The sequence below is a fragment of the Sphingopyxis sp. GW821-FHT12C06 genome, from assembly GCF_058807415.1.
On record NZ_JBXAQR010000002.1, the window covers coordinates 605,027 to 629,847 of the forward strand.

A 24,821-nucleotide genomic window follows, 5' to 3' on the forward strand; every position below is an offset into this window, starting at 1 on the left:
GACGATGAAAACGACCAGAATCCTTCTTTCCTGCGCCATGGCCGCTGCGGCGGTTGGTGCAACGCCCGCAATGGCCGCCGATGCCGGCGACTTTACATCCGCGCCGCAGACGGTACCCGAGGTACTCTCATCAAAGCAGAAACTGCTCTATTCGCAGGTTCTGACCGCGATCCGCGGCCAGCGCTGGGCCGATGCAAGGGCGTTGCTCGACGGCGCTGACAGCGGTCCGCTAGGCGACTTCCTGCGCGCCGAACTATTGACCGCGGCGAACAGCCCGCGCGCCGAAGTCGCCGACATCATGCCCATCCTGTCGCGCTCGCCGCAGCTTCCGCAGGCCGAGCAGCTCGGCCGGCTCGCGGCCAAACGCGGCGCAACCGACCTTCCCGGCTTTCCCGCGCAAATGCAGCTGAGCTGGGCCGGCAGCGCACCGCGACGGCTGGGTGCGGATTCGGTCAGCGGCGATCCGGCGGCCGCCAGCCTCGCCGCCACGATTCCCGAACGTATCAAAAATGACGACCCCGCCGGCGCCGAAGCGTTGCTCAATGCCGTCATCGACCGCCTCACCCCCGATTCGCGCGACGAATGGCGTCAGAAGATCGCCTGGTCCTATTATATCGAGAATGACGACAATAATGCGCTGCGTCTCGCGCTCGCCTGCACCGAGGGCCGCAGTGCCTGGGCCACGCAGGGCGCATGGGTGCAAGGCCTCGCCGCATGGCGCCTGCACGATTATCCCACCGCACTCGTGGCCTTCGACCGCGTCTCGAGGGAAGGACCCGACAGCGAGCTGCGCGCCGCCGCTTATTATTGGGCCGCGCGCGCCGCGATCGCCGCTGGCCAGCCCGCGTCTGTGCAGCCGCGTCTCCGCGCCGCCGCCGCCAATGAGGAAACCTTCTACGGCCTGCTCGCCGCCGAAACGCTCGGGCAGGAAGTAAACAGCCAGCGCGAGAATGTCCGGGCCGACCGGCGCGCGTGGCGCGCGCTCGAGGATCTTCCGAATGTCCGCGTCGCGATGGCACTCGCCGAAATCGGTGAAGACAAATATGCCGACGCGGTCCTGCGCCACCAGGCCCGCATCGGTCGTCCCGACCAGCATGCCCAGCTGATCGGCATGGCCGGCGCGCTCAACCTGCCCGAAACCCAACTCTATCTCGCGCACAACACACCGCAGGGCCGCAAGCTCGGCGCGCAGACCCGCTATCCGCAACCCAAATGGGAACCCAATGGCGGGTGGAAGGTCGATCCGGCACTCGTCTTCGCCCATACGCTCCAGGAATCGCGTTTCCAGCGCACCGTGGTCAGCCCGGCGGGCGCCTTTGGCCTGATGCAGGTACGCCCCGGAACCGCACGCGACGTCGCGCGCTGGCGCGGCGACAGCGGCACGGGCGATCTGCGCATCCCTGCGGTCAATATGGATTTCGGCCAAAGCTATCTGCAATATCTCAGCCGCGACCCGTCGACCGGCGGCCAGCTGCCCAAGGTTATCGCCGCCTATAACGCCGGCCCCGCCCCGGTCGCACGCTGGCAGACCGAGATCCGCGATGGCGGCGACCCGCTTCTCTACATGGAATCGATCCCCTATTGGGAAACGCGCGGCTATGTCGGCATCGTCCTGCGCAATTACTGGATGTACGAAGCACAGCAGGGCAAACCCTCGGTCAGCCGCGCCGCGCTGGCGCAGGGCAAATGGCCACGCTTCCCCGACGGCAAGGACCGGACGCGCCTGAGCTATGCCGGCGGCCTCACCAATGCCGATTGACGAAGGTCTTGCGTTCAAGCCCGTCCGCATCGCGATACTGACGATTTCGGACAGCCGCAGCGCGGCAGAGGACAAGTCGGGTGACAAGCTCGAGCAATTGCTGACCGATGCTGGCCATATCCTCGCCGCGCGCGCGATTATCCGCGACGAGGCCGACCTGATCGTCTCGCGCCTCCACAACTGGATCGACGACCCGCAAGTCGACGCCGTGATCACCACCGGCGGCACCGGCCTGACCGGCCGCGACGTGACTCCCGAGGCGCTGCGCCGCCTCGACGGCAAGGATATCCCCGGTTTCGGCGAGTTGTTCCGCTGGCTCAGCTATCAGACGATCGGCACCTCGACGATCCAGTCGCGCGCCTGCGCGGTGGTCGCGCGCGGCACCTATATCTTCGCGCTCCCCGGGTCGACCGGCGCGGTCAAGGACGCATGGGAAGGCATTTTGTCGACCCAGCTCGACAGCCGGCACCGACCCTGCAATTTCGTCGAACTGATGCCGCGCTTGATGGAGACATAAAGGTCACCTCCGTACAGTTGTACGCCGAATATGTTCTTTATTTGTTCTCATTGGTGCGATATCCTGCACCGATGGAATCGCCCAAGCCCCTGCCCCCGATTTCCGGCCGCGGCGCACCGACAAATCTGCGCCCGACCCGCACCGGTTCGGCCGAACGCGTCGCCGACGGCGACTGGCTCGATGCAGCCGGGGAGATCGACGGCACCGCAAACCCGCTGCGCACCACGGTTACGGTCGAGCACCCCAAGACGATCATATCGCGCAACAAATCCCCCGATCTCAGCTTCGACCGCTCGATCAATCCCTATCGCGGCTGCGAACATGGCTGCATTTATTGCTTCGCGCGCCCGACCCACGCCTTTCACGACCTGTCGCCGGGGCTGGATTTCGAAAGCAAATTATTCGCCAAGCCCGACGCGGCCAAGCTGCTGCGCGCCGAACTGGCGAAACGCGGCTATACCGCCGCCCCCCTCGCAATCGGCACCAATACCGACGGATACCAGCCGATCGAGCGCGAATGGGGCATCACCCGGTCGGTGATCGAAGTCCTCGCCGAAACGCGCCATCCGCTGATTGTCACCACCAAATCCGACCGGGTCTTGCGCGATATCGATCTGCTCGCCGACATGGCGCGTGACAATCTGGTCGGCGTCGCCGTCTCGGTCACCACCCTCGATCCCGCGGTCGCGCGAACCCTTGAACCCCGCGCCCCGCACCCGCGCCGCCGCCTTGCCGCGATCCGCAAGCTGATCGACGCCGGGGTACCCACACAGGTCAATATCTCGCCGATCATCCCCGCGATCACCGATCACGAGATTGAAGCGATCATGGCCGCCGCGGCCGGAGCCGGCGCGATCCGCGCCTCCTACATCTTGATGCGGCTGCCGCACGAAGTCGCCCCGCTTTTCCGTGCGTGGCTTGCCGCCCACTATCCCGACCGCGCCGACAAGGTGATGCACATGGTCCAGGACATCAGAGGCGGCCGCGACAATGATCCCGATTTCTTCTCGCGCATGAAGGGCCACGGCGTCTGGGCGCAACTGATCCGCACCCGCGTCAAACGCGCGGCGCGCGAGCATGGCATGGATCGAAGCTTTCCACCGATCCGCAGCGACCTGTTCAAGCCGCCGGAGCGCGACGGCCAGATGGAGTTGTTCTGAAACACGCCACCCCCGCCTTCGCGGGGGCGACGTGCAAGCCTCAAGCCTCCGCCAGCGACCGCAGCTGATAATCCTTATACTCGTCGCGCAGCTGACGTTTCAAAATCTTGCCCGTCGCGGTGTGCGGCAAACCGTCGACGAATATGACCTCATCGGGCAGCCACCATTTGGCGACCTTGTCTTTCAGATAGTCGATGATCGCGGCCTCGCTGGCATCGGCGTCGGGCTTGCGGACGATCAGCAGCACCGGCCGTTCGTCCCATTTGGGGTGATAAACCCCCACCGCCGCCGCTTCCTGTACTCCCGGTGCGCCGACCGCGGCGTTTTCGAGCTCGATCGAGCTGATCCATTCACCGCCCGACTTGATCACATCCTTCGCGCGGTCGGTGATCTGCATGACCCCGTTGGGATGGATCACCGCGACGTCGCCCGTGTCGAACCAGTTGTCGGCATCGGTCGCGTCGGCATCGGCCTTGAAATAGCGCTGGATGATCCACGGCCCGCGGCATTGCAGCCGCCCGCTCGTCACGCCATCGCGGGGCAGGACATTATCCTCATCATCGACGATCCGCAGCTCGACGCCAAAGGGCGGGCAGCCCTGGCGGCAAACGACATCGACCTGTTCGTCGAAGCTCAGCGCATCCCAGTTCCACGGGCGCTTGCCCATCGTTCCGATCGGGCTGGTCTCGGTCATCCCCCACGCATGACCGACCGCGATCCCCGCTTTCATGAAACGCTCGATCATCGCACGCGGCGCTGCCGATCCGCCGATGATCACGCGCTCCAGCTTGCCATAACCGATACCCGTCGCGTCCATGTGCGCGAACATCGCGATCCACACTGTGGGGACGCCCGCGCTGTGGGTCACATCTTCCTGTTGCATCAGGTCGCACAATACCTGCGCTTCGTTGGTCGCCGAAAAGACCAGTTTGGCGCCGACCGTCGCCGCCGCAAAGGGTACGCCCCAGCTGTTCGCATGAAACATCGGCACGATCGGCAGGATGACGCTGCGGTTCGACATGCCGAACACGTCGGGCTGAATTTCGGTGATCGCATGAATGACGTTCGAGCGATGCTCGTACAACACGCCCTTGGGATTACCCGTCGTCCCGCTGGTATAGCAAAGCCCGACAGGATCGCGCTCATCGAGTTCGACCCACTGAAAACTGCCATCCTCGGCATCGATCAGGTCGCGATAGGACAAATAATCCGCGCGCGCCGGGGCGTCGAACAGGACAAAATGCTCGACCGTCGGCAATTGGTCGCGCAGCCGCTCGATGATCGTTACAAAGGCGGCGTCAAGGAACAGCACGCGATCCTCGGCATGATTGACGATATAGACGAGCTGCTCGTCGAACAGCCGCGGGTTCACCGTATGGAGGACTCCGCCCATCCCGGCGCTGCCATACCAGCTGACCAGATGATGGCTGTGGTTCATCGCCAGCGTCGCAATCCGGTCGCCCTTCACCATCCCCAGCCGGGTCAGTGCAGCGGCGAAGCGGCGTGCGTCATGACCGATCCCGCCCCAGGTCGTGCGCGTCTGACTGCCATCAGCCCAGCGCGACACAATTTCGCGGTCATTATGCTCGCGCGCCGCATGATCAATCAGGCTCGTCACGAGCAGCGGCTGGCCTTGCATTCCCGACATTTGGCATCCCTCTTCTTTGTTTCCCTTGGGAATAGGATCGGGAACGTATCAAGCGCAAGACCAAACAGGGGCAGGCTCATGGAACAAGCCTGGTGTCAGCCTGGAAGACCGTCTATTCGCGGAACATTGTCCAGATCGGCGTCCCACTCCGCGCGGGCTTCACAGCAGATATGCGCCGTCGGCCGGATGTCGATCGCGGTATCGAGGCTCCCTGCCGGCACGACCAGCAGCGTACCGTCCATTTGCAGGCCCGGAAGTGCCGACCCGCATTCCCTGCAAAAACTTCTTTCGTGACGCGTATCCGGAAGCCGATAAGACTGAACCCGGTCCTGCCCGGCCAGCCATGTGATGCTTGCCGTCGTCGAGAACAGGTTCGACGCGTGTGCCGACCCGCTGTCCTTCCTGCAGCGCGAACAATGACAGAGGAAAAATGCCTCGAACGCGCCCGAAATCCCGAACTGGACGGCACCGCACAAACAGGAACCACTAATCTTCGCGGACATCGATTCAGCGGACCCGGAATTCGCGCGGCTGCGACAGCGACAGAGTGACTTCGGTAATGCCAGCAATCATTTCGAGCCGGGAGACCGCGTCGGGGCCAAGCGCAAAGCCGCGCCCGAGGTTCAGGACGATATCCTCTTCGGTCATCGGATCGCCGGTGATGATGAATACCCGCCCGCGTGCATCGTCGCGCCGTTCGAGCAGGCGCTGCATATCTTCGATCGCACCCGGCAGTTCGACGCGGCAACGAAGTTCGAGCAGCGCGGTTGCGGCAATTTCCGCTAATGGCTGCGCGCCGCGCACTGTGACGCGCGGGGTTTCCTCGCCCTCCAGCAAGTCGAGTTCGACGGCGAGGATCGCGCAGCCACCATCGACCGCCAGCATTTCAAGCGTCTTGCCCGCCGTCTCGTCGAAACAGCTCGACTGGAACTGCCCGCTGCGGTCGGACAGCGTCAGGTTGAGGAAGCGGTTGCCACGCTGCGACACGCGCGGCCGCGCGCTTTCGACCATCGCCGCCATCGTCATCGGGATCCGCGTTCCCGGCGTCATTTCGACGCTGGTGCAAATCTCGCCATAGCTTCGCGCCCCGCGCGCCGCGACGATCGCCTCATATTGCTCGACCGGATGCGACGAAAAGTAGAAGCCGAACGCATCCTTCTCGCGCGTCATCCGCTCGGCGAGCGTCCATGGCTCGGCAGCGGGCAATTGCAGCACCGGCGCGACATCGACATCGCCGCCAAACAGTCCGCCCTGCCCCGTCGAACGTTCGCGCGCCGAAGAGTTGGCGCAGGCTAGCAGGCTTTCGGCCCCCGAAAAGGCGCGCGGCCGGTCGGGCTCGATCCCGTCGAACGCGCCTGCTCCTGCCAGCGCCTCGATCTGCCGCCGGTTGAGCTGTTTGGGATCGATGCGATTGGCAAAATCGTCGAGGCTTTTGAAATCGCCCTTCGCATTGCGTTCGGCAACCAGCGCTTCCATCGCCTTTTCACCGACGCCTTTCAGCGCACCGAGCGCGAAACGCACCGCAAGCTCTTCCCCCGTCTGCCCGACCGAGAAATCGGCTTCACTCTCGTTGATCGATGGCGGCGCAACCTCAATCCCCAGACGGCGCATATCGTCGATGAAGATCGACAATTTATCGGTCTGATGGCTGTCGAACGACATCGATGCCGCGAAAAATTCGTGCGGATAATGCGCCTTCAGCCACGCGGTCTGGTACGACAGCAACGCATAAGCAGCGGCATGGCTCTTGTTGAAGCCATAGCCCGCGAATTTGTCGATCAAGTCGAACAGCTCGTTCGCCGCCTTGGGGCTGATCTGATTATGCTCGCCGCAGCCCTTCACAAAGGTCTCGCGCTGCGCATCCATCTCGGCCTGGACCTTCTTGCCCATCGCACGGCGCAGCAAGTCGGCGCCGCCAAGGCTGTAGCCAGCGAGAATCTGCGCCGCCTGCATCACCTGTTCCTGATAGACGAAAATGCCATAGGTTTCGGCGAGAATGCCCTCGAGCAGCGGATGCGGATAGGCGATCGCCTCGCGGCCGTTCTTGCGCGCGCCGAACAGCGGAATATTGTCCATCGGCCCCGGACGATAGAGCGCGACGAGCGCGATGATATCGCCGAAATTGGTCGGTTTCACCGCCGACAGCGTCCGCCGCATCCCCTCGGATTCCAGCTGGAACACCCCGACCGTCTCGCCGCGCTGGAGCAGTTCGTAAACCCCTGTATCGTCCCACGCCAGCGTATCGAGATCGACGTCGATCCCGCGCAGCGCGAGCAGGCGGCGCGTTTCGCGCAGCACCGACAGCGTCTTGAGCCCCAGAAAGTCGAACTTCACCAGCCCCGCGCTCTCGACATATTTCATGTCGAATTGCGTCACCGGCATATCCGAACGCGGATCGCGGTACAGCGGGACGAGTTGATCAAGCGGGCGGTCGCCGATCACCACGCCCGCGGCGTGGGTCGAGCTGTGGCGCGGCAGGCCTTCGAGTTGCTTCGCCATATCGAACAGGCGCCGCACCCCGTCGTCCTGCTTGTACTCGGCCATCAGCTCGGCGACGCCGTTCAGCGCGCGGTCGAGCGTCCACGGATCGGTCGGGTGGTTCGGCACCAGCTTCGCCAGCCGGTCAACCTGGCCATAACTCATCTGGAGTACGCGCCCGGTGTCCTTCAGCACAGCCCGCGCCTTCAATTTTCCGAAGGTGATAATCTGCGCGACGGTATCGCGGCCGTATTTTTCCTGAACGTAGCGGATCACTTCGCCGCGCCGCGTTTCGCAGAAGTCGATGTCAAAGTCGGGCATCGACACGCGTTCGGGGTTGAGGAAGCGTTCGAACAGCAGGCCGAGCTTGAGCGGATCGAGGTCGGTGATCGTCAGCGCCCAGGCGACGACGCTGCCCGCGCCCGAACCACGTCCCGGACCCACCGGAATATCGTGATTCTTCGCCCATTTGATGAAGTCGGCAACGATCAGGAAGTAACCGGGAAAGCCCATCTGGACGATCACGCCGACCTCGAAATCGAGCCGTTCGATATAGGCTAGCCGCTGTTCGTCGCTCAGATCGACATAGTGCGCAAGCCGCGCGTCCAGCCCCGCGCGCGCATCCTGCGCCAGCTGCATCGCCTCGCCCTCGCGGTCGCCGGCAAGGCTGGGCAGGATCGGCGCGCGTTTCGGCGCCATGAAGGCGCAGCGCTGCGCGACGACCAGCGTGTTGCGCATCGCCTCGGGCAGGTCCGAAAACGCATCCTCCATCGCCTCGGCGGGCTTCAGCCAGGCTTCGGGGCTGCTGACGCGCCGGTCCTCGCTTTCGACATAGGCCGATTGCGCGATGCACAGCATCGCATCATGCGCCGCGTGGAATTGCGGCTCGACAAAGCTCGCCGGGTTGGTCGCGACGATCGGCAGCGCGCGCGCATAGGCGAGGTCGATCAGCGCCTTTTCGGCCGCGACCTCGGCCGCATCGCCGCGCCGCGACAATTCGATATAGAGCCGCCCGCCGAACAGCGCCTCCAACTGCTCGACATAATCATTCGCCGCGGTCGCCTGTTCGCCCGCGAGCAACCGCGCGAGCGCGCCTTCGCCGCCGCCGGTCAGGCAGATCAGGCCATCGGTCTTCCCAGCGAGATCAGACAGCGTGACATGCGGATCCTGCTCGATCGGGCGGTCGAGATGCGCCGCCGAGACGAGCGCGCAGAGGTTGTTGTAGCCGTCCTCATCCTGCGCATAGAGCGCCAGCCAGTCGATGAGCGGTGCGCCGCTCGCCAGCCGCTGTCCGGGCCGCGCGACGCTGAGCAATGTGCCGACGATCGGCTGGATCCCCGCCACCTTGCACGCGTCGCCAAAGGCCATCGCGCCGTAAAGCCCGTTGCGATCGCAGACCGCGATCGCCGGAAAACCCCGGTCGCGCGCTGCTTTCGCAACGGCTTTCGGTTCGATCGCCCCCTCCAGCATGGTGAAACTGGAAAAGACGCGAAGGGGGACAAAGGGGCTGTAGGCCATCGGGTGACGCTAGGCATATGTGACGATTCGGGGAAGGGCTCATCCGGGCCCAGCCCATCATTTAATCGCGTCCCGTTCCGCCCATTTCTTCACGATCAATGGCCCGAAGTAACCAGCCGCGAAAGCGACCGGAATAAGCGCAAACACCCCTATCCACCCGAAGCGATCCCGTACCAGCCCGGTAAGGAAGAGACCGACGCAGATGATCGCCACCTGCTTAATGAAGTTTCGCGTCGTTCGCTTCATCCCGGCCATGGCTCCGGCCTAACCCAGCAATTCCTCAATCTCTTTGCGCAGCTGCTCGGGCTTGGTCGTCGGCGCATGGCGCGACACGACCTTGCCGTCGCGATCGACCAGAAACTTCGTAAAATTCCACTTGATCCCGCTGCCGAGCAGCCCGGTCTTCTCGCCCTTCAGATGCTTGAAGATCGGGTCGGCATCGCTGCCGTTCACATCAATCTTCGCCATCACCGGAAAGCTGACATCATAGGTCAGCGAACAGAAATTCGCTATTTCGGCGGCATCGCCGGGCTCCTGCGCCCCGAACTGGTTGCACGGGAAGGCGAGAATCTCCAGCCCGCGATCCTTATAGTCGCGGTACAATTCCTCCAGCCCCTCATATTGCGGGGTGAAGCCACATTTCGACGCGGTGTTGACGATCAGCAGCACCTTGCCGCGATAATCGGCCATCGACTGCTGGCCGCCGCCGGGTAGCGGTGCCGAAAGATCGTAAAGCGCCATAAACTGTCCCCTCCACTGTTCGGGCGCAGCCTACGCCTCGATATGCCCGTCGTGCAAGCGCAGCACACGGTCCATCCGCGCCGCAAGCCGCTCGTTATGCGTCGCGACCAGCGCCGCCGAGCCGTGATCGCGCACAAGGCTCACGAACTGGTCGAACACGCGGTCGGCAGTCGCCTCGTCGAGATTGCCTGTCGGCTCGTCTGCGAGCACCAGCATGGGCCGATTCGCCAGCGCGCGCGCCACCGCGACGCGCTGCTGCTCGCCACCCGACAATTTGCTCGGCTTGTGATGCAGCCGCTCGCCCAGCCCCAGCCGCCCGAGCAGGTCGGCGGCGCGTTCCTCGGCCTCCGCTTGCCCCGCGCCGCGGATCAGCTGCGGCAACACGACATTCTCGATCGCGTTGAAATCGGGAAGCAGATGATGAAACTGATAGACGAAGCCGATCTTCTCGCGCCGCGTCCTGGTTCGCTCGCCCTGGTCATATCGGGTGACGTCGTGGCCATCGATCAGGATTTGGCCCTGAAAGCCGCCTTCGAGCAGGCCCACGGCCTGCAACATTGTCGACTTGCCCGACCCCGAAGGCCCGAGCAGCGCGACAATCTCGCCACGCTTCAGATGCGCATCGACCCCGCGCAGAACCTCGATCGTCACATCGGCCTGCTTGAAGCTGCGCTTCAGCGCGCGAAGCTCGAGAATATGGTCACTCATAACGCAGCACCTGCACCGGATCGGTATTCGCCGCCTTCAGCGCCGGATAGAGCGTCGCGAGAAAACTGAAAACGACCGCCATTACAGCGATCCCGGTAATTTCGAACGGATCGGGCTTCGACGGCAATTCGGTCAGAAAGCGGATGGACGGATCCCACAAGGGCTGACCGGTCAGAAACTCGACCCCGCGCAGGACCCCCTGCCGGAAATAGAGCAGGCCAAAACCGAACACCATGCCCATGATCGTGCCCGCAATCCCGATCGACAGGCCGATCGCCATGAAGATGCGCATCACCGAATCGCGCGGCGCGCCCATTGTACGCAGGATCGCCATGTCGCGCGTTTTGGCGCGCACCAGCATGATCAGCGACGACACGATGTTGAACGCCGCGACAAGGACGATCAGCGACAATATGACGAACATCGCGACGCGCTCGATCGACAGCGCCTCGAACAGGCTGGCGTTCATCGACCGCCAGTCGGAAATAACCGCCTGCGCCGCTACTTTTTCGGCCAGCGGCTTCAATATCTCGCCCACCTTGTCAGGATCGGTCACCTTGACCTCGATCATCCCGATCTGGTCGCCGGTGAGCAGGAGCAATTGCGCATCCTCCATCGGCATGACGACATAGGCCTTGTCGAAATCATAGACGCCGATCTCGAAAACCGCCGACACGCGATAGCTGATCTCGCGCGGAACCGTTCCGAACGGGGTCGATCGCCCCGCCGGATTGATGATCGTGATGTTCGACCCGACGCTTGCGCCGATATTGCGCGCCAGTTCGCTGCCGATCGCGACATTGCCCGAAAGAGAGGTCAGCGTGTCGAGACTGCCCTGCAACACCTTGCCGCCGAGCGTTTCATTCTTGCGAATGTCGGCCACGGTCATCCCGCGCACCAAAATCCCTTCGACGCGGCCATTGAATGTCGTGAGCAATGGCTGTTCGATCAGCGGCGTCGCCGACACCACATCCGGGGTCGCCTTCGCCTGCTTGAGCACATCCTGCCAGTCGTCGAGCCGGCCGCCAAAGCCTTGCACCACCGCATGCCCGTTCAACCCGACGATCTTGTCGAACAGATCGGCGCGCACCCCGTTCATCACGCTCATCACGATCACCAGCGCCGCGACGCCCAGCGTCACCGCGATAAAGCTGAACGCCGCCGCGACGAAGATGAAGCCTTCGCCGCGCTGGGGGAGCATATAGCGTTTGAAGATGGTGCGCTCATAGGGACGCAGGATCATGGAGCGGGCGGCCTTTGGGGCGCGATGCGCATTGCGGTCATGTCGCCGCTTTAGGGAGCCTGGGCAGTGCTGGCAATGGGGCGGACCCGCGACACCACTGCGAACGATTCGCAAAATCTGTTGCCTATCGGCCACAGCACCGCGCAAAAGGACAGGTGGACGCTTGCGGAAGGGTGACAAACTCCCATGGGCGTCCTAGCCCCCTGTCTTCTGGATCACGCGGCGAAAGGCCCGGTTTCAGGGAGTGCACGGCCATTCGCCTGGCCTGCGCAAAAGGGGGATGGCGAAGTTCGTCACAGGCGCCCGGGTCTCGAAAGAGGCCCGGGCGTTGTGATTCAGGTTAAGCGTCGCCAATCGGTCATTCCCGAATATCGTCACCCCGGACCTGATCCAGGGTCCAGGCAACAGGCTGGCGATGAATGCCGGATCAAGTCCGGCATGACGACGGTGGGGAGCAGCAACGCCTGCAATCGGCAGCTAACGGCCGCCCTATCCCTCGGATTCGCTGATATCCTCAAGCATATCGGTATCGAGCACGCGTACGCGTCCTTGCTCGAGCGAAATAACCCCCGATTCCTCCCAGCTCCTCAGCTGGCGGTTGATATGCTCGCGGCTCATCCCGGCAAAATTGCCGAGTTCGGTCTGCGAAAGCTCGACGCGATACGACGCCTCCACATCCTGACGGATCAGCCGCTTCAAATAGCGCGCAAGCCGCGGACCCGACGCATAGGCGCGGTCGCTTTCGATGGTCTGGTCAGCGGTGCGCAGCCGCCGCGCGAGTTGCTGCATCAGCGACCAGGCAAAATCGGGATGGCTCGCGGCAAAATCGCGGAGCGCATTGCGGCCGAGCTGGAGCGCTGCGCCCGCACTCGTTGCGACGACCGATGCGGTGCGCTCGCCGCCGTCGAGCAGCGCAATCTCGCCCAGCACCGCTCCGGGCTCGGCATAGGCCAGCACGATCTCGCGCCCATGGGGTGACAGCATCGACACGCGCGCGCTGCCCTCGGTCAGGATGAGCATCCCGTCGCCAGCCTCGCCCTGACTGAGCAACTCCTTGCCCTTGACGAAATTGACCTGCACCGCACGGCCCGCAAGGTCAGCCCAATCCTGAAGGCTAAGGCCGGAAAAGATGCTGTCGGGGCCCTGCAATGCAGCGAGTTTCGCGTGATCCATGCCCCTGTCCTTCCCTGTTGGCCGTCTCAGACGAGCCGGCTCTGCTTCACCGCCGCTTCGATGAACCCCGCAAACAAGGGGTGCGGATCGAACGGCTTGGACTTGAGTTCCGGATGGAACTGCACCCCGATAAACCACGGATGGTCCGGCCGCTCAACGATTTCCGGTAGCATGCCGTCGGGCGACATCCCCGAAAACACCAACCCGCCCTTTTCGAGGCTCTCGCGATAGGCGCCATTGACCTCGTAACGGTGGCGGTGGCGCTCGCTGATTTCGTTCGCGCCATAGACGGCGGCGACATGGCTGTTCGGCGACAGCTTGGCTTCATAAGCGCCCAGCCGCATCGTACCGCCCATGTCGGTGTTGGCACCACGCTTTTGCAGGCCTTCGGCGCTCATCCATTCGGTGATCAGACCGACGATCGGCTCGTCGGTCGGGCCGAATTCGGTGCTCGATGCCTTTTCGATCCCGCTGGTGTTCCGCGCTCCCTCGATGCACGCCATTTGCATGCCGAGGCAAATGCCAAAGAAAGGTACGCCGCGTTCGCGCGCGAAGCGCACGCTGGCGATCTTGCCTTCCGACCCGCGCTCGCCGAACCCGCCGGGCACAAGAATGCCGTGCATCGGTTCCAGATTCGCGGCGAGTTCATCTGCCTGCTCGAAGATTTCGGCGTCGAGCCAGCGAATATTGACCTTCACCCGGTGCGCCAGCCCGCCGTGGACCAGCGCCTCGTTCAGCGACTTATACGCATCGGGCAGCGACACATATTTGCCGACGACGCCGATCGTGACCTCACCCTCGGGGTGCTGCTTGCGATCCATGATGTCGTACCAGCGCGTCAGGTCGGGATCGGGCGCGTCGTGGATGCCAAAGGCGTGCAGCACTTCGGTATCGAGGCCTTCGCCATGATATTGGACCGGCACCGAATAAATGCTGTCGGCGTCGAGCGCCGGGATCACCGCTTCCTTGCGGACATTGCAGAATTGCGCGATTTTCGCGCGCTCGCTGTCGGGCAGCGGCTTTTCGCAGCGGCACAGCAAAATATCGGGCTGGACGCCCAGCGACGCGAGTTCGCGTACGCTATGCTGCGTCGGCTTGGTCTTCAACTCGCCCGCGGCCGCAATATAGGGCACCAGCGTGACATGAACCGACAGCGTCTTGTCGCGCCCTTCTTCGTTCCGCAGCTGGCGGATCGCTTCGATGAAGGGGAGTGATTCGATATCACCGACGGTTCCGCCGATTTCGCACAGCACGAAATCGAGATCCTCGATATCAGTGCGCGCAAAGGCCTTGATCGCGTCGGTGACGTGCGGAACGACCTGAACCGTCGCGCCCAGATAATCGCCGCGACGCTCCTTGGTGATGATCTGCTGATAGATGCGGCCCGAGGTGACATTGTCGCTCTGCCGCGCCGCAACGCCGGTAAAGCGTTCATAATGGCCCAGATCCAGATCGGTTTCGGCCCCGTCGTCGGTCACATAGACTTCGCCATGCTGATAGGGCGACATCGTGCCCGGATCGACGTTCAGATAGGGATCGAACTTCCGGATGCGGACGCGATAACCTCGCGCCTGCAACAGAGCCGCGAGGCTAGCCGCCATCAAACCTTTGCCAAGGGAGGAGACCACGCCGCCGGTGATAAAAATGAACCGCGCCATGGGAGGAAAGACTTACTCAACAGGAGGGGGACGGCGCAAGCCGTCGAATCGCAAACGGCGGAAAATAATTCCGCCGCCGCGCGGGTGAAGTCGGGTGGCCGAAGCCGCCGGTTTATTTCTTGGCCGGTGCGCCCTGCGCCGGAGCCTCGGGTGCCGCAGCTGCCGCGGCGGCTGCCGCCAGCGGATCATCGGTGGCCGGAGCGGCGGGTACCGCGCCCGGTGCGCCCTGCGGCGGACCGGTCAGCGACGACGGACCAGTCGCCGCGCCGCTCTGCTGCGCGGTTTTCGACAGCGTGGTGTCGATGCTCGATCCGCTACGACCGACCGAGGCCATCGCCGCAAGAAGGATCGACAGTCCGACGAACAGCGTCGCCAGGATCGTCGTTGCCCGGGTCATGAAATCCGCCGCGCCGCGCGCCGAAAGCAGGCCCGCAGGACTGCCGCCGACCCCCAAACCGCCACCTTCCGACTTTTGCATCAGAATGACGCCGATCATCACGGCCGCAACGAGGGCCTGAACGACGAGCACAAAGGTGAACAGATTGGACATCGAAATTTCCCGAACTTGCACGGCCTCACACGGACCATGCCCGCCGCGCACATAGAGACGAAGCCGCTTCGCTTCAACCCACAGCGTGTCGCGGGAGCTTCATCAAAACCGCTTCTACCTCCGTTCGTGTCGGGCGAAGTCGAGACACCCATCGGTTCAGCGCTTCACTGAGGGGCATCTCTGCTTCGCACGATGCGAACGAAAACAGGGTTGATCGCCTTAGTTCAGAGCCGCAGCCGCAGCCACGATCGGCACGAATTTGCCGGCCGTCAGGCTCGCCCCGCCAACCAGCGCGCCATCGACGTCGCCCGCGCCCAGCAGTTCGGCGGCATTCTCGCCATTGACCGAACCACCATAAAGGATGCGCATATCCTGCGCCGCCGCCGCGCCGGCCTGCTCCGTCAGCCTGGCGCGGATCGCGCCATGCATCGCCGCGACATCCCCGACGGTCGGAACCAGCCCGGTGCCAATCGCCCAGATCGGCTCATAAGCGATCGCCAGCCGCGCCGCATCGAAATCGCCGGGCAACGAGCCCGCAATCTGTGCCAGCACATAGGCGATGGCATCACCCGATTCGCGAACTTCGCGCGGTTCGCCGACGCACAGGATCACCGAAAGACCCGCGGCGAGTGCCGAGACCGCCTTCGCCTGCACATCCGCGTCGCTTTCACCGCAACCTTCACGCCGTTCGCTATGTCCCACGATGACCAGCGTCGCGCCGGCATCGACGAGCATGGCCGCCGCAACTGATCCGGTGAAGGCGCCAGAGGTAGCGCTATGGCAATCCTGCCCGCCGACCGCCGCGCCCGGCGCCGCCGAAACCATCGCGCCAATCAGCGTGAAGGGCGGGCATAGCGCAACATCGACCGCCGCATGCCCCTTTGCCGCGGCGAAAATCGCCTGCGCTTCGCCGATCGCATCCGACAGGCCGTTCATCTTCCAGTTGCCGACCACATATTTGCGCCGTGCCATTGTCCTGTTTCTCCTGTTCGCGATGTCGATGCCCGCCGCCCTAGCGGCGCGCGGGGCGAATAGGCAAGCCGGGTACGCGTTCCCGCGATCACGATACTTCCATTTCGCCGGGACAGACTCTAAAGCATCGCGCAACCGCGCTTTGACAAGCGCCTTCGCCGAAAGAATGCTCGCTCCATGATCACCGCCCTTCGCCGCCTCTTCGGATCCACGATCGGCAAGGTCGTTGCCCTCGGCTTCGTCGTCCTCGTCGGCCTGGCCTTCGCGCTTGGCGACGTCACCGGCAACGCCAATTTTGGCGGCGTCGGAGGCGCCAATGCGGCCAAGGTAGGCAACACCGACATCGGGATCGGCGAGCTACGCGACCGGGTGAAACAGTCCTATGATCAGGCACGGCAACAACAGCCCACACTGACCATGGCGGCGTTCGTCGAATCGGGCGGACTCGACCGGGTACTCGATCAGCTTGTCGAGGGCGCCGCCTTCGATCAATTCGCCACGGACCTCGGCTTTGGTGTCAGCAAACGGCTGATCGACGGCCGCATTGCCGACTTGCCCGTCTTTGCCGGCGTGTCCGGGAAATTCGACCAGACGCGCTTCGAAACCTTCCTGCGCCAGAACGGCATCAGCGAGGCGCAGCTGCGCCGCGACATCCGCCAGCAGTTGCTGGCCGAACAGCTCGCCAATCCGGTGGGCATGATGCCCGCGATCGCACGGGCAATGGCACAGCCCTATGCCGCGCTGCTGATGGAACAGCGTCGCGGTCAGGCAACCTTCATCCCCGCCAGTCCCTTTGCTCCCTCCGCCGATCCCGGCGACGCGGCGCTGAAGAAATTTCTGTCGCAGCATGTGGCCCAGTTTACCGTCCCCGAGCGCCGCGTGATCCAATACGCCCTGTTCGATCGCGCTGCGGTTCCGGTCCCTGCCGTCACCGACGCCGAAATCGCCAAGGTGTACAAGGACAATGCCGCCCAGTTCGCGGCCAGCGAGACGCGCCGTTTTGCGCAGGTCATCGCCCCCGATCAGGCGACCGCCAATGCGATCGCGACCAAGGTTCGCGCCGGAACTCCGCTCGCCGCCGCTGCACAGTCCGCGGGCCTTTCCGCCGCAACCACCGGTGACCTGACCCAGTCGGCCTATGCCGCAACGACCAGCGCCGCCGTCGCCAAGACCGCCTTTGCCGCCAGGAACGGCGACGTGCTCGGGCCGACGCAGACCGGCCTCGGCTGGGCAATCGCGCGGGTCGAAAATGTCACGCCCAAGCCGGCGCGCAGCCTCGCCGATACCAGCGACGAAATCCGCACCGAAATCGCCAAGAACAAGGCGAATGAGGCGATCGTCGATTATTACAACACACTTCAGGATGCCGTGAACGGCGGCGCCTCGATCCAGGAAGTCACGGCCGATCGCAAGCTCGTGCTCGCCGAAACGCCCGCGCTGCTGGCCAATGGTCAGGCGCCGGGTCAGCCGGGCTTTGCCCTGCCCCCCGAACTCGCTCCGATGGTCGCGCAGGCGTTCCAGTCCGATGGCGAAGGCGACGGCCATCTCGCAACGCTGGTCGAGAATGAAAAATTCGCCATCTACTCGGTCAAGACGATCGTCGCAGCGGCTCCGCCGCCCTTCGCCCAGATCCGCTCCAATCTGCTCGCCGAATGGCGCTTTGCCGAGGGGCAGAAGGTCGCCCGCGACAACGCGCGCGCCATCGTGAAAACGGTCGAAAGCGGCAAGAGCCTTGCCGACGCCGTGCGCGCCGCAGGCCCGAACATCGGCGGCGTCCAGCCAATCGGCGGCACCCGCGCCGAACTGGGCCAGAATGGCCAGCCCGTCCCGCCCGAACTCGCCCTTCTCTTCTCGATGGCGCAAGGCAGCGTGAAGACGCTGGAAATCCCGGGCAACCGCGGCTGGATGGTCATTGCCCTCGACGAAGTGCGACGCCCCGATCCCAAGAGCATCGAGGCCGGACGTGTTGCCGCGATCGCCCGCCCGCTCGCATCGGCCTTTGGCAACGAGCTGGTCGAACAGCTCGCGGGCGAGGCAAAGCGCCGCGCGAATGTGAAGATCAACAAGGATCTGGTCGAACAGCTGCGCCGCGAACTCACCGGCACCACACAAGCGGCCGAATAGACCCGGTCGTGACACTGGAAGGTAGAGCTGCCGCGCTCGAGGCGTTGGCACAGGGCCGCGGCGCGGTTGTCTGGCAGCGGCTGATCGCCGACATCGAAACCCCGGTTTCGGCGGCGCTCAAACTGATTCAGCCGGGGCGCGGCGACTGGGTGCTCGAATCGGTCGAAAGCGGCGAAACCCGCGGGCGCTACAGCCTGATCGGGCTCGACCCCGACCTGATGTTCGAAGTCACCGGCGACGCCGCGCGGATCAACCGCGACTGGCGCCGTGACCGCGAAGCCTTTGAGCCCGTCGCCGCTCCCGCACTTCAGGCGCTGCGCGACCTCGTCGCCGAATGCCGCTTCGACGTTCCCGAGGGTCTGCCCAAGGCGCTCGCGACGCTCGTCGGCTTCTTCGCCTATGAAACCATCGGCCTCGTCGAGCGCATCCCGCGCGCGCCGGGCACGGGGCTTGGCCTGCCCGACATGGTCTTCGTCCGCCCGACGACGATCCTCGTCTTCGATCGCCTCGCCGACGAACTCTTCCTGATCGCGCCGATCTGGCCCGACGCCAACGCACCGATCGACCGGATGATCGACGCGGCGCAGGACCGGCTCGAGGACATCGCCGCGCGCCTGTCGCGCGTCAGCGCCCATCCCGAGCGCGCCACGACCGATGCGCTGCCCGCCGACATCACGGCAAATCCCGCGACAACTCCCGAACGCTTCGCCGACATGGTCGCCACGGCGAAGGAATATATCGCCGCGGGCGATATTTTTCAGGTCGTCCTGTCGCAGCGTTTCTCGACCCCCTTCGACCTGCCGCCATTCGATCTGTATCGCGCGCTGCGGCGGATCAACCCTTCACCCTTCCTCTATTTCCTCGATCTGCCCGGCTTTGCGCTGATCGGCTCGTCACCCGAAATCCTCGTCCGCGTCCGCGACGGCGAAATCACCATCCGCCCGATCGCCGGCACCCGTCCGCGTGGGCGAACCAGCGCCGAGGATGTCCAGAACCGCGAATCCCTGCTCGCCGACCCCAAGGAACGCGCCGAGCATCTTATGCTGCTCGACCTCGGCCGCAACGACGTCGGCCGCGCGGCAATGGGCGGCACCGTGACCGTCACCGACAGCTATACCGTCGAATTTTACAGCCATGTCATGCACATCGTGTCGAACGTGATCGGCCGCATCGCCCCCGACAAGGATGCGATCGACGCCTTGTTCGCAGGCTTCCCGGCGGGAACGGTCAGCGGCGCCCCCAAGGTCCGCGCCTGCCAGATCATCGCCGAGCTGGAGGCCGACGCGCGCGGCGCCTATGCCGGCGGGGTCGGCTATTTCGCCCCCGACGGCAATATGGACAGCTGCATCGTGCTGCGCACCGCGATCGTCAAGGACGGCGAAATGCACGTCCAGGCGGGCGCCGGCATCGTCGCCGACAGCGAAGCCGCCTATGAACAGCGCGAGTGCGAGGCGAAAGCCGGCGCCCTCTTCGCCGCAGCGCGCGAAGCCGTGCGGCTTGCCGTCACCCCCGGTTATGGGCAGTGATGCAACAGCTCCCCATATCCGCCGAACAGATCCGCCGCGTCACTTTCTTCAAGCGCGACGAGGTGATCACCGACCTCATTTGCTGCGAAATTGCTTCCGATGACCGCCATTGGTTGTTCCATGAAGAGATGGACGGCTGGAAGCTGCTGCTGAACGAACTCGAAGTGCTTTCGAACTTTCGCATGGATTGGTATGCGGCGGCCAGCCAGCCTCCCTTCGCGCCTTCGCCCGTGATCGCTTACGACAGAATGACACCATGATCCTCGTCATCGACAATTACGACAGCTTCACCTTCAACCTCGTTCATTATCTGATCGAGCTGGGCGCCGAGGTGCGCGTCGAGCGCAACGACGCGCTGACCGCTGCCGAAGCGCTCGCGACCGGCGCCGACGCGATGCTGATCTCGCCCGGCCCCTGCACCCCGAACGAGGCAGGAATCAGCCTCGATCTCGTCGCCGCCTGCGCCGAAGCCGGGCGTCCGCTGCTCGGCGTTTGCCTCGGCCATCAGGCGATCGGCCAGCATTTCGGCGGCACCGTCCAGCGCGGCCATTTGATGCACGGCAAGACCTCGCCCGTCTGTCATGACGGCACCGGCCTCTTCACCGACCTCCCCTCGCCGCTCACCGCGACGCGCTATCACAGCCTCGAGGTCGTCGACATTCCCGCCTGCCTCGCGATCAACGCGACCAGCGATGACGGCGCGGTGATGGGCTTCCGCCACGTCGACCTCCCGATCCACAGTGTGCAATTCCACCCCGAAAGCATCGCCACCGAACATGGCCATGCGATGCTCGCCAACTTCCTCCGTATCGCAGGACTGCCGGTCAGCGCCCGGAAAGCGGCGTGAACGGACAGCTCGACCTTCAGGTCAGCGAAGCGGATCTGCTGACCGCCTATCGCGCCCATTACCCGCTTTTTCCCAAGAGCAAGGTCGCGCTTGGCGCGCTGATTGTCCTGCTTATGGCTGCCGGCCTCGCGCTTTGGGACAGCCCTCCCGACGCCCGCCATATCGCCATATTGGCGGGTGGCCTGCTATTCTCGCTGGTGTTCATGCTTGTTGCGATCCAGCTTGTCATGCGCCGCTGGTGGCTGCCGCGCTATACCAGACGCATCCATTCCCAGCAGGCGGACCTTCGCACATCCTGGGCGCTAAGCTGGGACGAAGACAGGCTGAGCATTGCCAATCCGGACAACAGCGGCAATGTCGCATGGGGCGATTTCCATCAATGGCTGCGCACCCGCGGCATGCTGCTGATCTATCGTTCGGAAGCGCTGTTCAACATCATTCCCTTGCACGACGCAGCGGCCGAACGCGCGGCCGATGCCATCACCGCCCTGCTTCAGCAAGCGGGTGTGCCCCAGAAGAGGTCTTCATGAGCCGTTTCGGCCCCTTTCCCGATCCGTCGAACCTGCTCGCCGATGACGAAGCCGCGGCGGCCTTCGCGACGATGCTCGACGGCGGAGCGAGCGACGAGCATATCGCCTTATTCCTCAGCGCGCTCTCCGATCGCGGCGAAACGATGGTCGAAATCGCCGCTGCAGCGCAGGCGATGCGCGACCGGCTGATCCCGATCAACGCCCCCGCGGGCGCGATCGACGTATGCGGCACCGGGGGCGACGGACATCATACGCTCAACGTTTCGACCGCCGTCGCCATCGTCGTCGCGGCATGCGAAGTTCCAGTCGCAAAGCACGGCAATCGTGCGGCTTCTTCCAAATCCGGCGCCGCCGACACCCTCGAAGTGCTTGGCCTCGACATGGAGCGCGCATCGCAGCTCGCCGAAGCCCAGCTCGCCGACCTCGGCATCTGCTTCCTCTTCGCCGCGCACCATCATCCGGCGATGAAGCGCATCATGCCGATCCGCAAGGCGCTCGGCCGCCGCACCATCTTCAACCTGATGGGCCCGCTTGCCAATCCGGCGCGTGTCACGCGTCAGCTGATCGGCATCGCGCGCCCCGCCTATGTCCCCGTCTATGCCGAAGCGCTGCACCGGCTCGGGACCGAACATTCGCGCGTGATTTCGGGCGACGAGGGCATCGACGAACTCTCGCTCGCGGGCGGCAACGAGGTTGCGGTCATCACCCCCGACGGTGTGCGGATGCAGCGCAGCCACGCCGCCGACGCCGGGCTTCCTACCCGCGCCATCGCCGAAATTCGCGGCGGCGACGCGGCCTATAACGCCAAAGCGCTCCGCGACCTTCTGCAGGGCGAAACCGGGGCCTATCGCGACGCCGTGCTCTATAACGCCGCCGAGGCGCTCGTTGTCGCGGGCACGGTCGACAATCTGGTCGCCGGAGTCGAAGAGGCCGCCGAGGCCATCGACAAGGGTCTCGCCAACGCGCTGCTCAATTGCTGGATCGCCTATAAATGAACAAGCTCACCCAAATCCTCGTCACCAAGGCCGAAGAAGTCGCCGAACGCCGCGCCTTGCGCTCGCTCGCACAGCTCGACGCCATCGACGCCGGCCCGGTGCGCGGCTTCGCCGCCGCCCTGCAGACCAGGATCGACGCGGGCGGCTTTGCCTTGATTGCTGAAATCAAGAAAGCTTCGCCATCCAAGGGATTGATAAGAGAAGATTTCAGCCCTGCAGACCACGCTCGTGCCTATGCTGCGGGCGGCGCTGCCTGCCTGTCGGTGCTCACCGATGCGCCATGGTTTCAGGGCCATGAGGATTTTCTGATCGCCGCGCGCGCCGCATGCGACCTGCCCGTCCTCCGCAAGGATTTCATGGTCGACCCGTGGCAGGTCGCCGAAGCCCGCGCGATCGGCGCCGACGCGATCCTGATCATCGTCGCCGCGCTCGAAGACGCCATGATGGCCGATATCGAGGCCGCCGCGATCGAACGCGGCATGGACGTCCTCGTCGAAGTCCATGACGAAGCCGAACTCGACCGCGCGCTGTCGCAGCTCAACTCGCGCCTGATCGGCGTCAACAACCGCGACCTGCGTAGCTTCGAAACCGACCTCGGCGTCACCGAACGGCTCGCCAAGCTCGTCCCGCCGGGCACGTTGCTCGTCGGCGAAAGCGGCATCGCGAACCACGCCGACTGCCAACGCCTCGCCCAAAGCGGCGTAAAAACCTTCCTCGTCGGCGAAAGCCTGATGCGTCAGGATGACGTCACGGCGGCAACCAGGGCGCTGCTAGAGGGCTGAAGCAGCAGCCGCGTCTGATTTTCCGCGTGGAATCGCACCGCCTGTGTCAGGCAAGATTCCGCTCCTCGTAAATCCGGCCGTTAACCTGCCTTGGCCCTGTCGAAGCCCCAGCGACGACGGGGAATGAAATGCCTTCTTCGGGGTTTTGCAGTGCACACGCCCTTCCCCCTTGCCTTTGCCCCCGCACATTGCTTCGCTCCACTGGCATGACAAACAGACCGACTCACCTCGACGAAAGCGGCGCCGCATCGATGGTCGATGTCGGCGCAAAAGCACCCACCCGGCGGCGCGCCGTCGCGGGCGGACGCATCACCATGTCGGCGGAGGCGCTGGAGGCGATCCGCAGCGGCAATGCACCGAAGGGCGATGTCCTCTCGACCGCGCGCATCGCGGGCATCATGGCGGCGAAGCGCACCGCCGACCTCATCCCGCTCTGTCACCCGATCGCGCTCTCCAATGTCGGCGTCGAGTTCGACTGGGAAGCGACCGGCATAGCGGTCCGCGCGACCGCCGCGACCACCGGCCCCACCGGGGTCGAGATGGAGGCGCTGACCGCGGCCTCCGTCGCGCTTCTCACCCTCTACGACATGGCCAAGGCGCTCGACCGCGCGATGATCCTCGGCGACATTCGCCTGCTCGAAAAGAGCGGCGGACGGTCGGGCGACTGGCGCGCCGAGTGAGTGACCTGCTGCCCGTCGCGGACGCGCAGGCGCGGCTCCTGGCGCTCTGTGATCCGCTGGCGTCAGAAAATATTGCCTTATCCGAAGTGCTTGACCGATATACTTCAGAAGATGTGAGAGCAAAACGTGACCAGCCAGCCGCGCCCTTGTCGGCGATGGATGGCTATGTGATCCGCTTCGCCGACCTGCCCGGCCCGTGGACCATCGTCGGCGACATCGCCGCCGGAACCACACCCCGGCGCACAATCGGTACACGCGAGGCCATGCGCATTTTCACCGGCGCCATGCTCCCCGCCGGTGCCGACACAATATTGATTCAGGAAGACGCCGTAACTGACGGAAACAAATTGATATTATCTGGAGAGAGCCCGGGCGAACCCGGCCGCCACGTCCGCGCACGCGCTACCGATTTCGCCAGCGGAACGCCACTGCTCGAGGCAGGAACACGCCTCACCCCCGGCGCCATCGCCGCCGCCGCAATGGGCGGTACAGGTGCGCTTTCGGTCGGCGGGCGACCGCGCGTCGCGATCCTGACCACCGGCGACGAACTTGTCCCGCCGGGCCGTCCGCTATCTCCCGGCCAGATTCCCGACAGCAATGGCGTCATGCTCGCTGCAATGCTCGCCGCCGAACCCGCACAGGTCAGCCTGCCGCTCCACGCCCGCGACGACCGGGGCCTTCTTTCCAACATTCTCAATGATCTGGCGCGCCATCATGACGTCATCGTCACTGTTGGCGGCGCCTCGGTCGGTGATCATGATCATGTCCGCGGTGCGCTCGAAGACACGGGCGGGAGCATCGATTTCTGGAAGATCGCGATGCGCCCCGGCAAGCCGCTGGTCGCGGGCACCATCGGCGATGCGATCCTGCTCGGTCTGCCCGGCAACCCCTCCTCGGCCTTCGTCACCGCGACGCTGTTCCTGCTCCCGCTCGTCCGCCACCTCGCTGGCGCGCGCGATCCGCTGCCGCCGGTCCATCAAGCCCCCCTCGCCGCGCCATTGGCTGCCGGGGATGGCCGCCGCGATTATCTACGCGCCCGACTCGACGCCGGGCGGCTCACTCCCTTCGCCGCGCAAGACAGCGGCCAGACTTTCCCGCTGATCGCCGCCAACGCGCTGATCCTCCGCGAAATCGGCGCGCCGCCGCGCAGCGCCGGGGATATGGCCGATTATATCGCCATCGCTTGACAAGTTCCGCTCTGTTCCACTATCG

The 24,821-nt window shown here is 64.4% G+C and carries 23 protein-coding genes; 12 read left to right on the forward strand and 11 right to left on the reverse strand.

The genetic code is table 11. The features are described from left to right. Positions 1–4: 4 nt before the first annotated feature. The 3 genes from AC1RRJ_RS08285 to AC1RRJ_RS08295 all read left to right on the forward strand — a co-directional run bounded on the left by AC1RRJ_RS08285 (position 5) and on the right by AC1RRJ_RS08295 (position 3,436). Positions 5–1,759: a lytic transglycosylase domain-containing protein gene (locus AC1RRJ_RS08285; RefSeq protein ID WP_493121341.1), complete on the forward strand. Its 1,755-nt coding sequence runs from the start codon at positions 5–7 to the stop codon at positions 1,757–1,759. Beyond that, positions 1,749–2,276 (forward strand): molybdenum cofactor biosynthesis protein B, encoded by a 528-nt coding sequence (gene moaB, locus AC1RRJ_RS08290; protein WP_493121343.1) that lies wholly within the window; start codon positions 1,749–1,751, stop codon positions 2,274–2,276. Before AC1RRJ_RS08285 ends, moaB begins: the two co-directional genes overlap by 11 nt. A 71-nt stretch (positions 2,277–2,347) precedes the next feature. Next, positions 2,348–3,436: a PA0069 family radical SAM protein gene (locus AC1RRJ_RS08295; RefSeq protein WP_493121345.1), complete on the forward strand. Its 1,089-nt coding sequence runs from the start codon at positions 2,348–2,350 to the stop codon at positions 3,434–3,436. Positions 3,437–3,476: 40 nt separating this feature from the next. Here the strand turns inward: AC1RRJ_RS08295 and AC1RRJ_RS08300 are convergent, their stop codons facing one another. From AC1RRJ_RS08300 to tpiA, 11 genes are all read right to left on the reverse strand, one after another. Next, the gene (locus AC1RRJ_RS08300; RefSeq protein ID WP_493121813.1) at positions 3,477–5,075 is read right to left on the reverse strand and encodes a long-chain fatty acid--CoA ligase; all 1,599 of its coding nucleotides are present in this window, start codon (positions 5,073–5,075) and stop codon (positions 3,477–3,479) included. Positions 5,076–5,179: 104 nt separating this feature from the next. Next, the gene (locus AC1RRJ_RS08305) at positions 5,180–5,587 is read right to left on the reverse strand and encodes a GFA family protein (RefSeq protein ID WP_493121346.1); all 408 of its coding nucleotides are present in this window, start codon (positions 5,585–5,587) and stop codon (positions 5,180–5,182) included. A gap of 4 nt (positions 5,588–5,591) precedes the next feature. Next, complete coding sequence (gene dnaE, locus AC1RRJ_RS08310; RefSeq protein WP_493121348.1) at positions 5,592–9,080, reverse strand: DNA polymerase III subunit alpha; 3,489 nt, start codon at positions 9,078–9,080, stop codon at positions 5,592–5,594. A gap of 57 nt (positions 9,081–9,137) precedes the next feature. Next, positions 9,138–9,335, reverse strand: a complete 198-nt coding sequence (locus AC1RRJ_RS08315; RefSeq protein WP_493121350.1) for a hypothetical protein — start codon at positions 9,333–9,335, stop codon at positions 9,138–9,140. Between the two features lie 9 nt (positions 9,336–9,344). Then, entirely contained in the window at positions 9,345–9,821 is a 477-nt protein-coding gene (locus tag AC1RRJ_RS08320; RefSeq protein WP_493121352.1) for a glutathione peroxidase, read from the reverse strand. A gap of 30 nt (positions 9,822–9,851) precedes the next feature. Further along, positions 9,852–10,529 (reverse strand): ABC transporter ATP-binding protein, encoded by a 678-nt coding sequence (locus AC1RRJ_RS08325; protein WP_493121354.1) that lies wholly within the window; start codon positions 10,527–10,529, stop codon positions 9,852–9,854. After that, entirely contained in the window at positions 10,522–11,772 is a 1,251-nt protein-coding gene (locus AC1RRJ_RS08330) for a lipoprotein-releasing ABC transporter permease subunit (RefSeq protein ID WP_493121356.1), read from the reverse strand. Before AC1RRJ_RS08330 ends, AC1RRJ_RS08325 begins: the two co-directional genes overlap by 8 nt. Positions 11,773–12,261: 489 nt before the next feature. After that, positions 12,262–12,945 carry a Crp/Fnr family transcriptional regulator gene (locus AC1RRJ_RS08335; RefSeq protein ID WP_493121358.1) on the reverse strand — a complete coding sequence of 228 codons (684 nt, stop codon included), beginning with the start codon at positions 12,943–12,945 and terminating at the stop codon, positions 12,262–12,264. Positions 12,946–12,971: 26 nt separating this feature from the next. Further along, a complete protein-coding gene (gene pyrG / locus AC1RRJ_RS08340; RefSeq protein ID WP_493121360.1) occupies positions 12,972–14,603 on the reverse strand; it encodes a CTP synthase in 1,632 nt (543 codons plus the stop codon). 112 nt (positions 14,604–14,715) lie between these two features. Then, positions 14,716–15,153, reverse strand: coding sequence for a preprotein translocase subunit SecG (gene secG / locus AC1RRJ_RS08345; protein ID WP_493121362.1), 438 nt, complete (start codon positions 15,151–15,153; stop codon positions 14,716–14,718). A gap of 219 nt (positions 15,154–15,372) precedes the next feature. Then, entirely contained in the window at positions 15,373–16,125 is a 753-nt protein-coding gene (gene tpiA / locus AC1RRJ_RS08350; protein WP_493121364.1) for a triose-phosphate isomerase, read from the reverse strand. Between the two features lie 177 nt (positions 16,126–16,302). Here tpiA and AC1RRJ_RS08355 point away from each other — a divergent pair, with 177 nt between their 5' ends. The 9 genes from AC1RRJ_RS08355 to AC1RRJ_RS08395 all read left to right on the forward strand — a co-directional run bounded on the left by AC1RRJ_RS08355 (position 16,303) and on the right by AC1RRJ_RS08395 (position 24,796). Then, entirely contained in the window at positions 16,303–18,249 is a 1,947-nt protein-coding gene (locus AC1RRJ_RS08355; RefSeq protein ID WP_493121366.1) for a peptidylprolyl isomerase, read from the forward strand. Positions 18,250–18,257: 8 nt separating this feature from the next. Further along, positions 18,258–19,775, forward strand: coding sequence for an anthranilate synthase component I (gene trpE / locus AC1RRJ_RS08360; protein ID WP_493121368.1), 1,518 nt, complete (start codon positions 18,258–18,260; stop codon positions 19,773–19,775). Continuing rightward, the gene (locus AC1RRJ_RS08365; protein WP_493121370.1) at positions 19,775–20,035 is read left to right on the forward strand and encodes a hypothetical protein; all 261 of its coding nucleotides are present in this window, start codon (positions 19,775–19,777) and stop codon (positions 20,033–20,035) included. Before trpE ends, AC1RRJ_RS08365 begins: the two co-directional genes overlap by 1 nt. Continuing rightward, positions 20,032–20,622: an anthranilate synthase component II gene (locus AC1RRJ_RS08370; RefSeq protein WP_493121372.1), complete on the forward strand. Its 591-nt coding sequence runs from the start codon at positions 20,032–20,034 to the stop codon at positions 20,620–20,622. Before AC1RRJ_RS08365 ends, AC1RRJ_RS08370 begins: the two co-directional genes overlap by 4 nt. Then, positions 20,619–21,152, forward strand: a complete 534-nt coding sequence (locus AC1RRJ_RS08375) for a YcxB family protein (RefSeq protein ID WP_493121374.1) — start codon at positions 20,619–20,621, stop codon at positions 21,150–21,152. Before AC1RRJ_RS08370 ends, AC1RRJ_RS08375 begins: the two co-directional genes overlap by 4 nt. Beyond that, the gene (gene trpD, locus AC1RRJ_RS08380) at positions 21,149–22,147 is read left to right on the forward strand and encodes an anthranilate phosphoribosyltransferase (RefSeq protein WP_493121376.1); all 999 of its coding nucleotides are present in this window, start codon (positions 21,149–21,151) and stop codon (positions 22,145–22,147) included. Before AC1RRJ_RS08375 ends, trpD begins: the two co-directional genes overlap by 4 nt. Then, a complete protein-coding gene (trpC, locus tag AC1RRJ_RS08385) occupies positions 22,144–22,929 on the forward strand; it encodes an indole-3-glycerol phosphate synthase TrpC (protein WP_493121378.1) in 786 nt (261 codons plus the stop codon). Before trpD ends, trpC begins: the two co-directional genes overlap by 4 nt. A gap of 206 nt (positions 22,930–23,135) precedes the next feature. Next, positions 23,136–23,609 (forward strand): cyclic pyranopterin monophosphate synthase MoaC, encoded by a 474-nt coding sequence (moaC, locus tag AC1RRJ_RS08390; RefSeq protein WP_493121380.1) that lies wholly within the window; start codon positions 23,136–23,138, stop codon positions 23,607–23,609. Continuing rightward, positions 23,606–24,796 (forward strand): molybdopterin molybdotransferase MoeA, encoded by a 1,191-nt coding sequence (locus AC1RRJ_RS08395; RefSeq protein WP_493121382.1) that lies wholly within the window; start codon positions 23,606–23,608, stop codon positions 24,794–24,796. Before moaC ends, AC1RRJ_RS08395 begins: the two co-directional genes overlap by 4 nt. Positions 24,797–24,821: the final 25 nt, after the last annotated feature.

What these genes read in the sequence shown, in the direction of transcription:
- AC1RRJ_RS08285 (WP_493121341.1), top strand. Translation starts at nt 5, where the DNA reads ATGAAAACGACCAGAATCCTTCTTTCCTGCGCCATGGCCGCTGCGGCG.
- moaB (WP_493121343.1), top strand. Translation starts at nt 1,749, where the DNA reads ATGCCGATTGACGAAGGTCTTGCGTTCAAGCCCGTCCGCATCGCGATA.
- AC1RRJ_RS08295 (WP_493121345.1), top strand. Translation starts at nt 2,348, where the DNA reads ATGGAATCGCCCAAGCCCCTGCCCCCGATTTCCGGCCGCGGCGCACCG.
- AC1RRJ_RS08300 (WP_493121813.1), bottom strand. Translation starts at nt 5,075, where the DNA reads ATGCAAGGCCAGCCGCTGCTCGTGACGAGCCTGATTGATCATGCGGCG.
- AC1RRJ_RS08305 (WP_493121346.1), bottom strand. Translation starts at nt 5,587, where the DNA reads ATGTCCGCGAAGATTAGTGGTTCCTGTTTGTGCGGTGCCGTCCAGTTC.
- dnaE (WP_493121348.1), bottom strand. Translation starts at nt 9,080, where the DNA reads ATGGCCTACAGCCCCTTTGTCCCCCTTCGCGTCTTTTCCAGTTTCACC.
- AC1RRJ_RS08315 (WP_493121350.1), bottom strand. Translation starts at nt 9,335, where the DNA reads ATGGCCGGGATGAAGCGAACGACGCGAAACTTCATTAAGCAGGTGGCG.
- AC1RRJ_RS08320 (WP_493121352.1), bottom strand. Translation starts at nt 9,821, where the DNA reads ATGGCGCTTTACGATCTTTCGGCACCGCTACCCGGCGGCGGCCAGCAG.
- AC1RRJ_RS08325 (WP_493121354.1), bottom strand. Translation starts at nt 10,529, where the DNA reads ATGAGTGACCATATTCTCGAGCTTCGCGCGCTGAAGCGCAGCTTCAAG.
- AC1RRJ_RS08330 (WP_493121356.1), bottom strand. Translation starts at nt 11,772, where the DNA reads ATGATCCTGCGTCCCTATGAGCGCACCATCTTCAAACGCTATATGCTC.
- AC1RRJ_RS08335 (WP_493121358.1), bottom strand. Translation starts at nt 12,945, where the DNA reads ATGGATCACGCGAAACTCGCTGCATTGCAGGGCCCCGACAGCATCTTT.
- pyrG (WP_493121360.1), bottom strand. Translation starts at nt 14,603, where the DNA reads ATGGCGCGGTTCATTTTTATCACCGGCGGCGTGGTCTCCTCCCTTGGC.
- secG (WP_493121362.1), bottom strand. Translation starts at nt 15,153, where the DNA reads ATGTCCAATCTGTTCACCTTTGTGCTCGTCGTTCAGGCCCTCGTTGCG.
- tpiA (WP_493121364.1), bottom strand. Translation starts at nt 16,125, where the DNA reads ATGGCACGGCGCAAATATGTGGTCGGCAACTGGAAGATGAACGGCCTG.
- AC1RRJ_RS08355 (WP_493121366.1), top strand. Translation starts at nt 16,303, where the DNA reads ATGATCACCGCCCTTCGCCGCCTCTTCGGATCCACGATCGGCAAGGTC.
- AC1RRJ_RS08365 (WP_493121370.1), top strand. Translation starts at nt 19,775, where the DNA reads ATGCAACAGCTCCCCATATCCGCCGAACAGATCCGCCGCGTCACTTTC.
- AC1RRJ_RS08370 (WP_493121372.1), top strand. Translation starts at nt 20,032, where the DNA reads ATGATCCTCGTCATCGACAATTACGACAGCTTCACCTTCAACCTCGTT.
- trpD (WP_493121376.1), top strand. Translation starts at nt 21,149, where the DNA reads ATGAGCCGTTTCGGCCCCTTTCCCGATCCGTCGAACCTGCTCGCCGAT.
- trpC (WP_493121378.1), top strand. Translation starts at nt 22,144, where the DNA reads ATGAACAAGCTCACCCAAATCCTCGTCACCAAGGCCGAAGAAGTCGCC.
- moaC (WP_493121380.1), top strand. Translation starts at nt 23,136, where the DNA reads ATGACAAACAGACCGACTCACCTCGACGAAAGCGGCGCCGCATCGATG.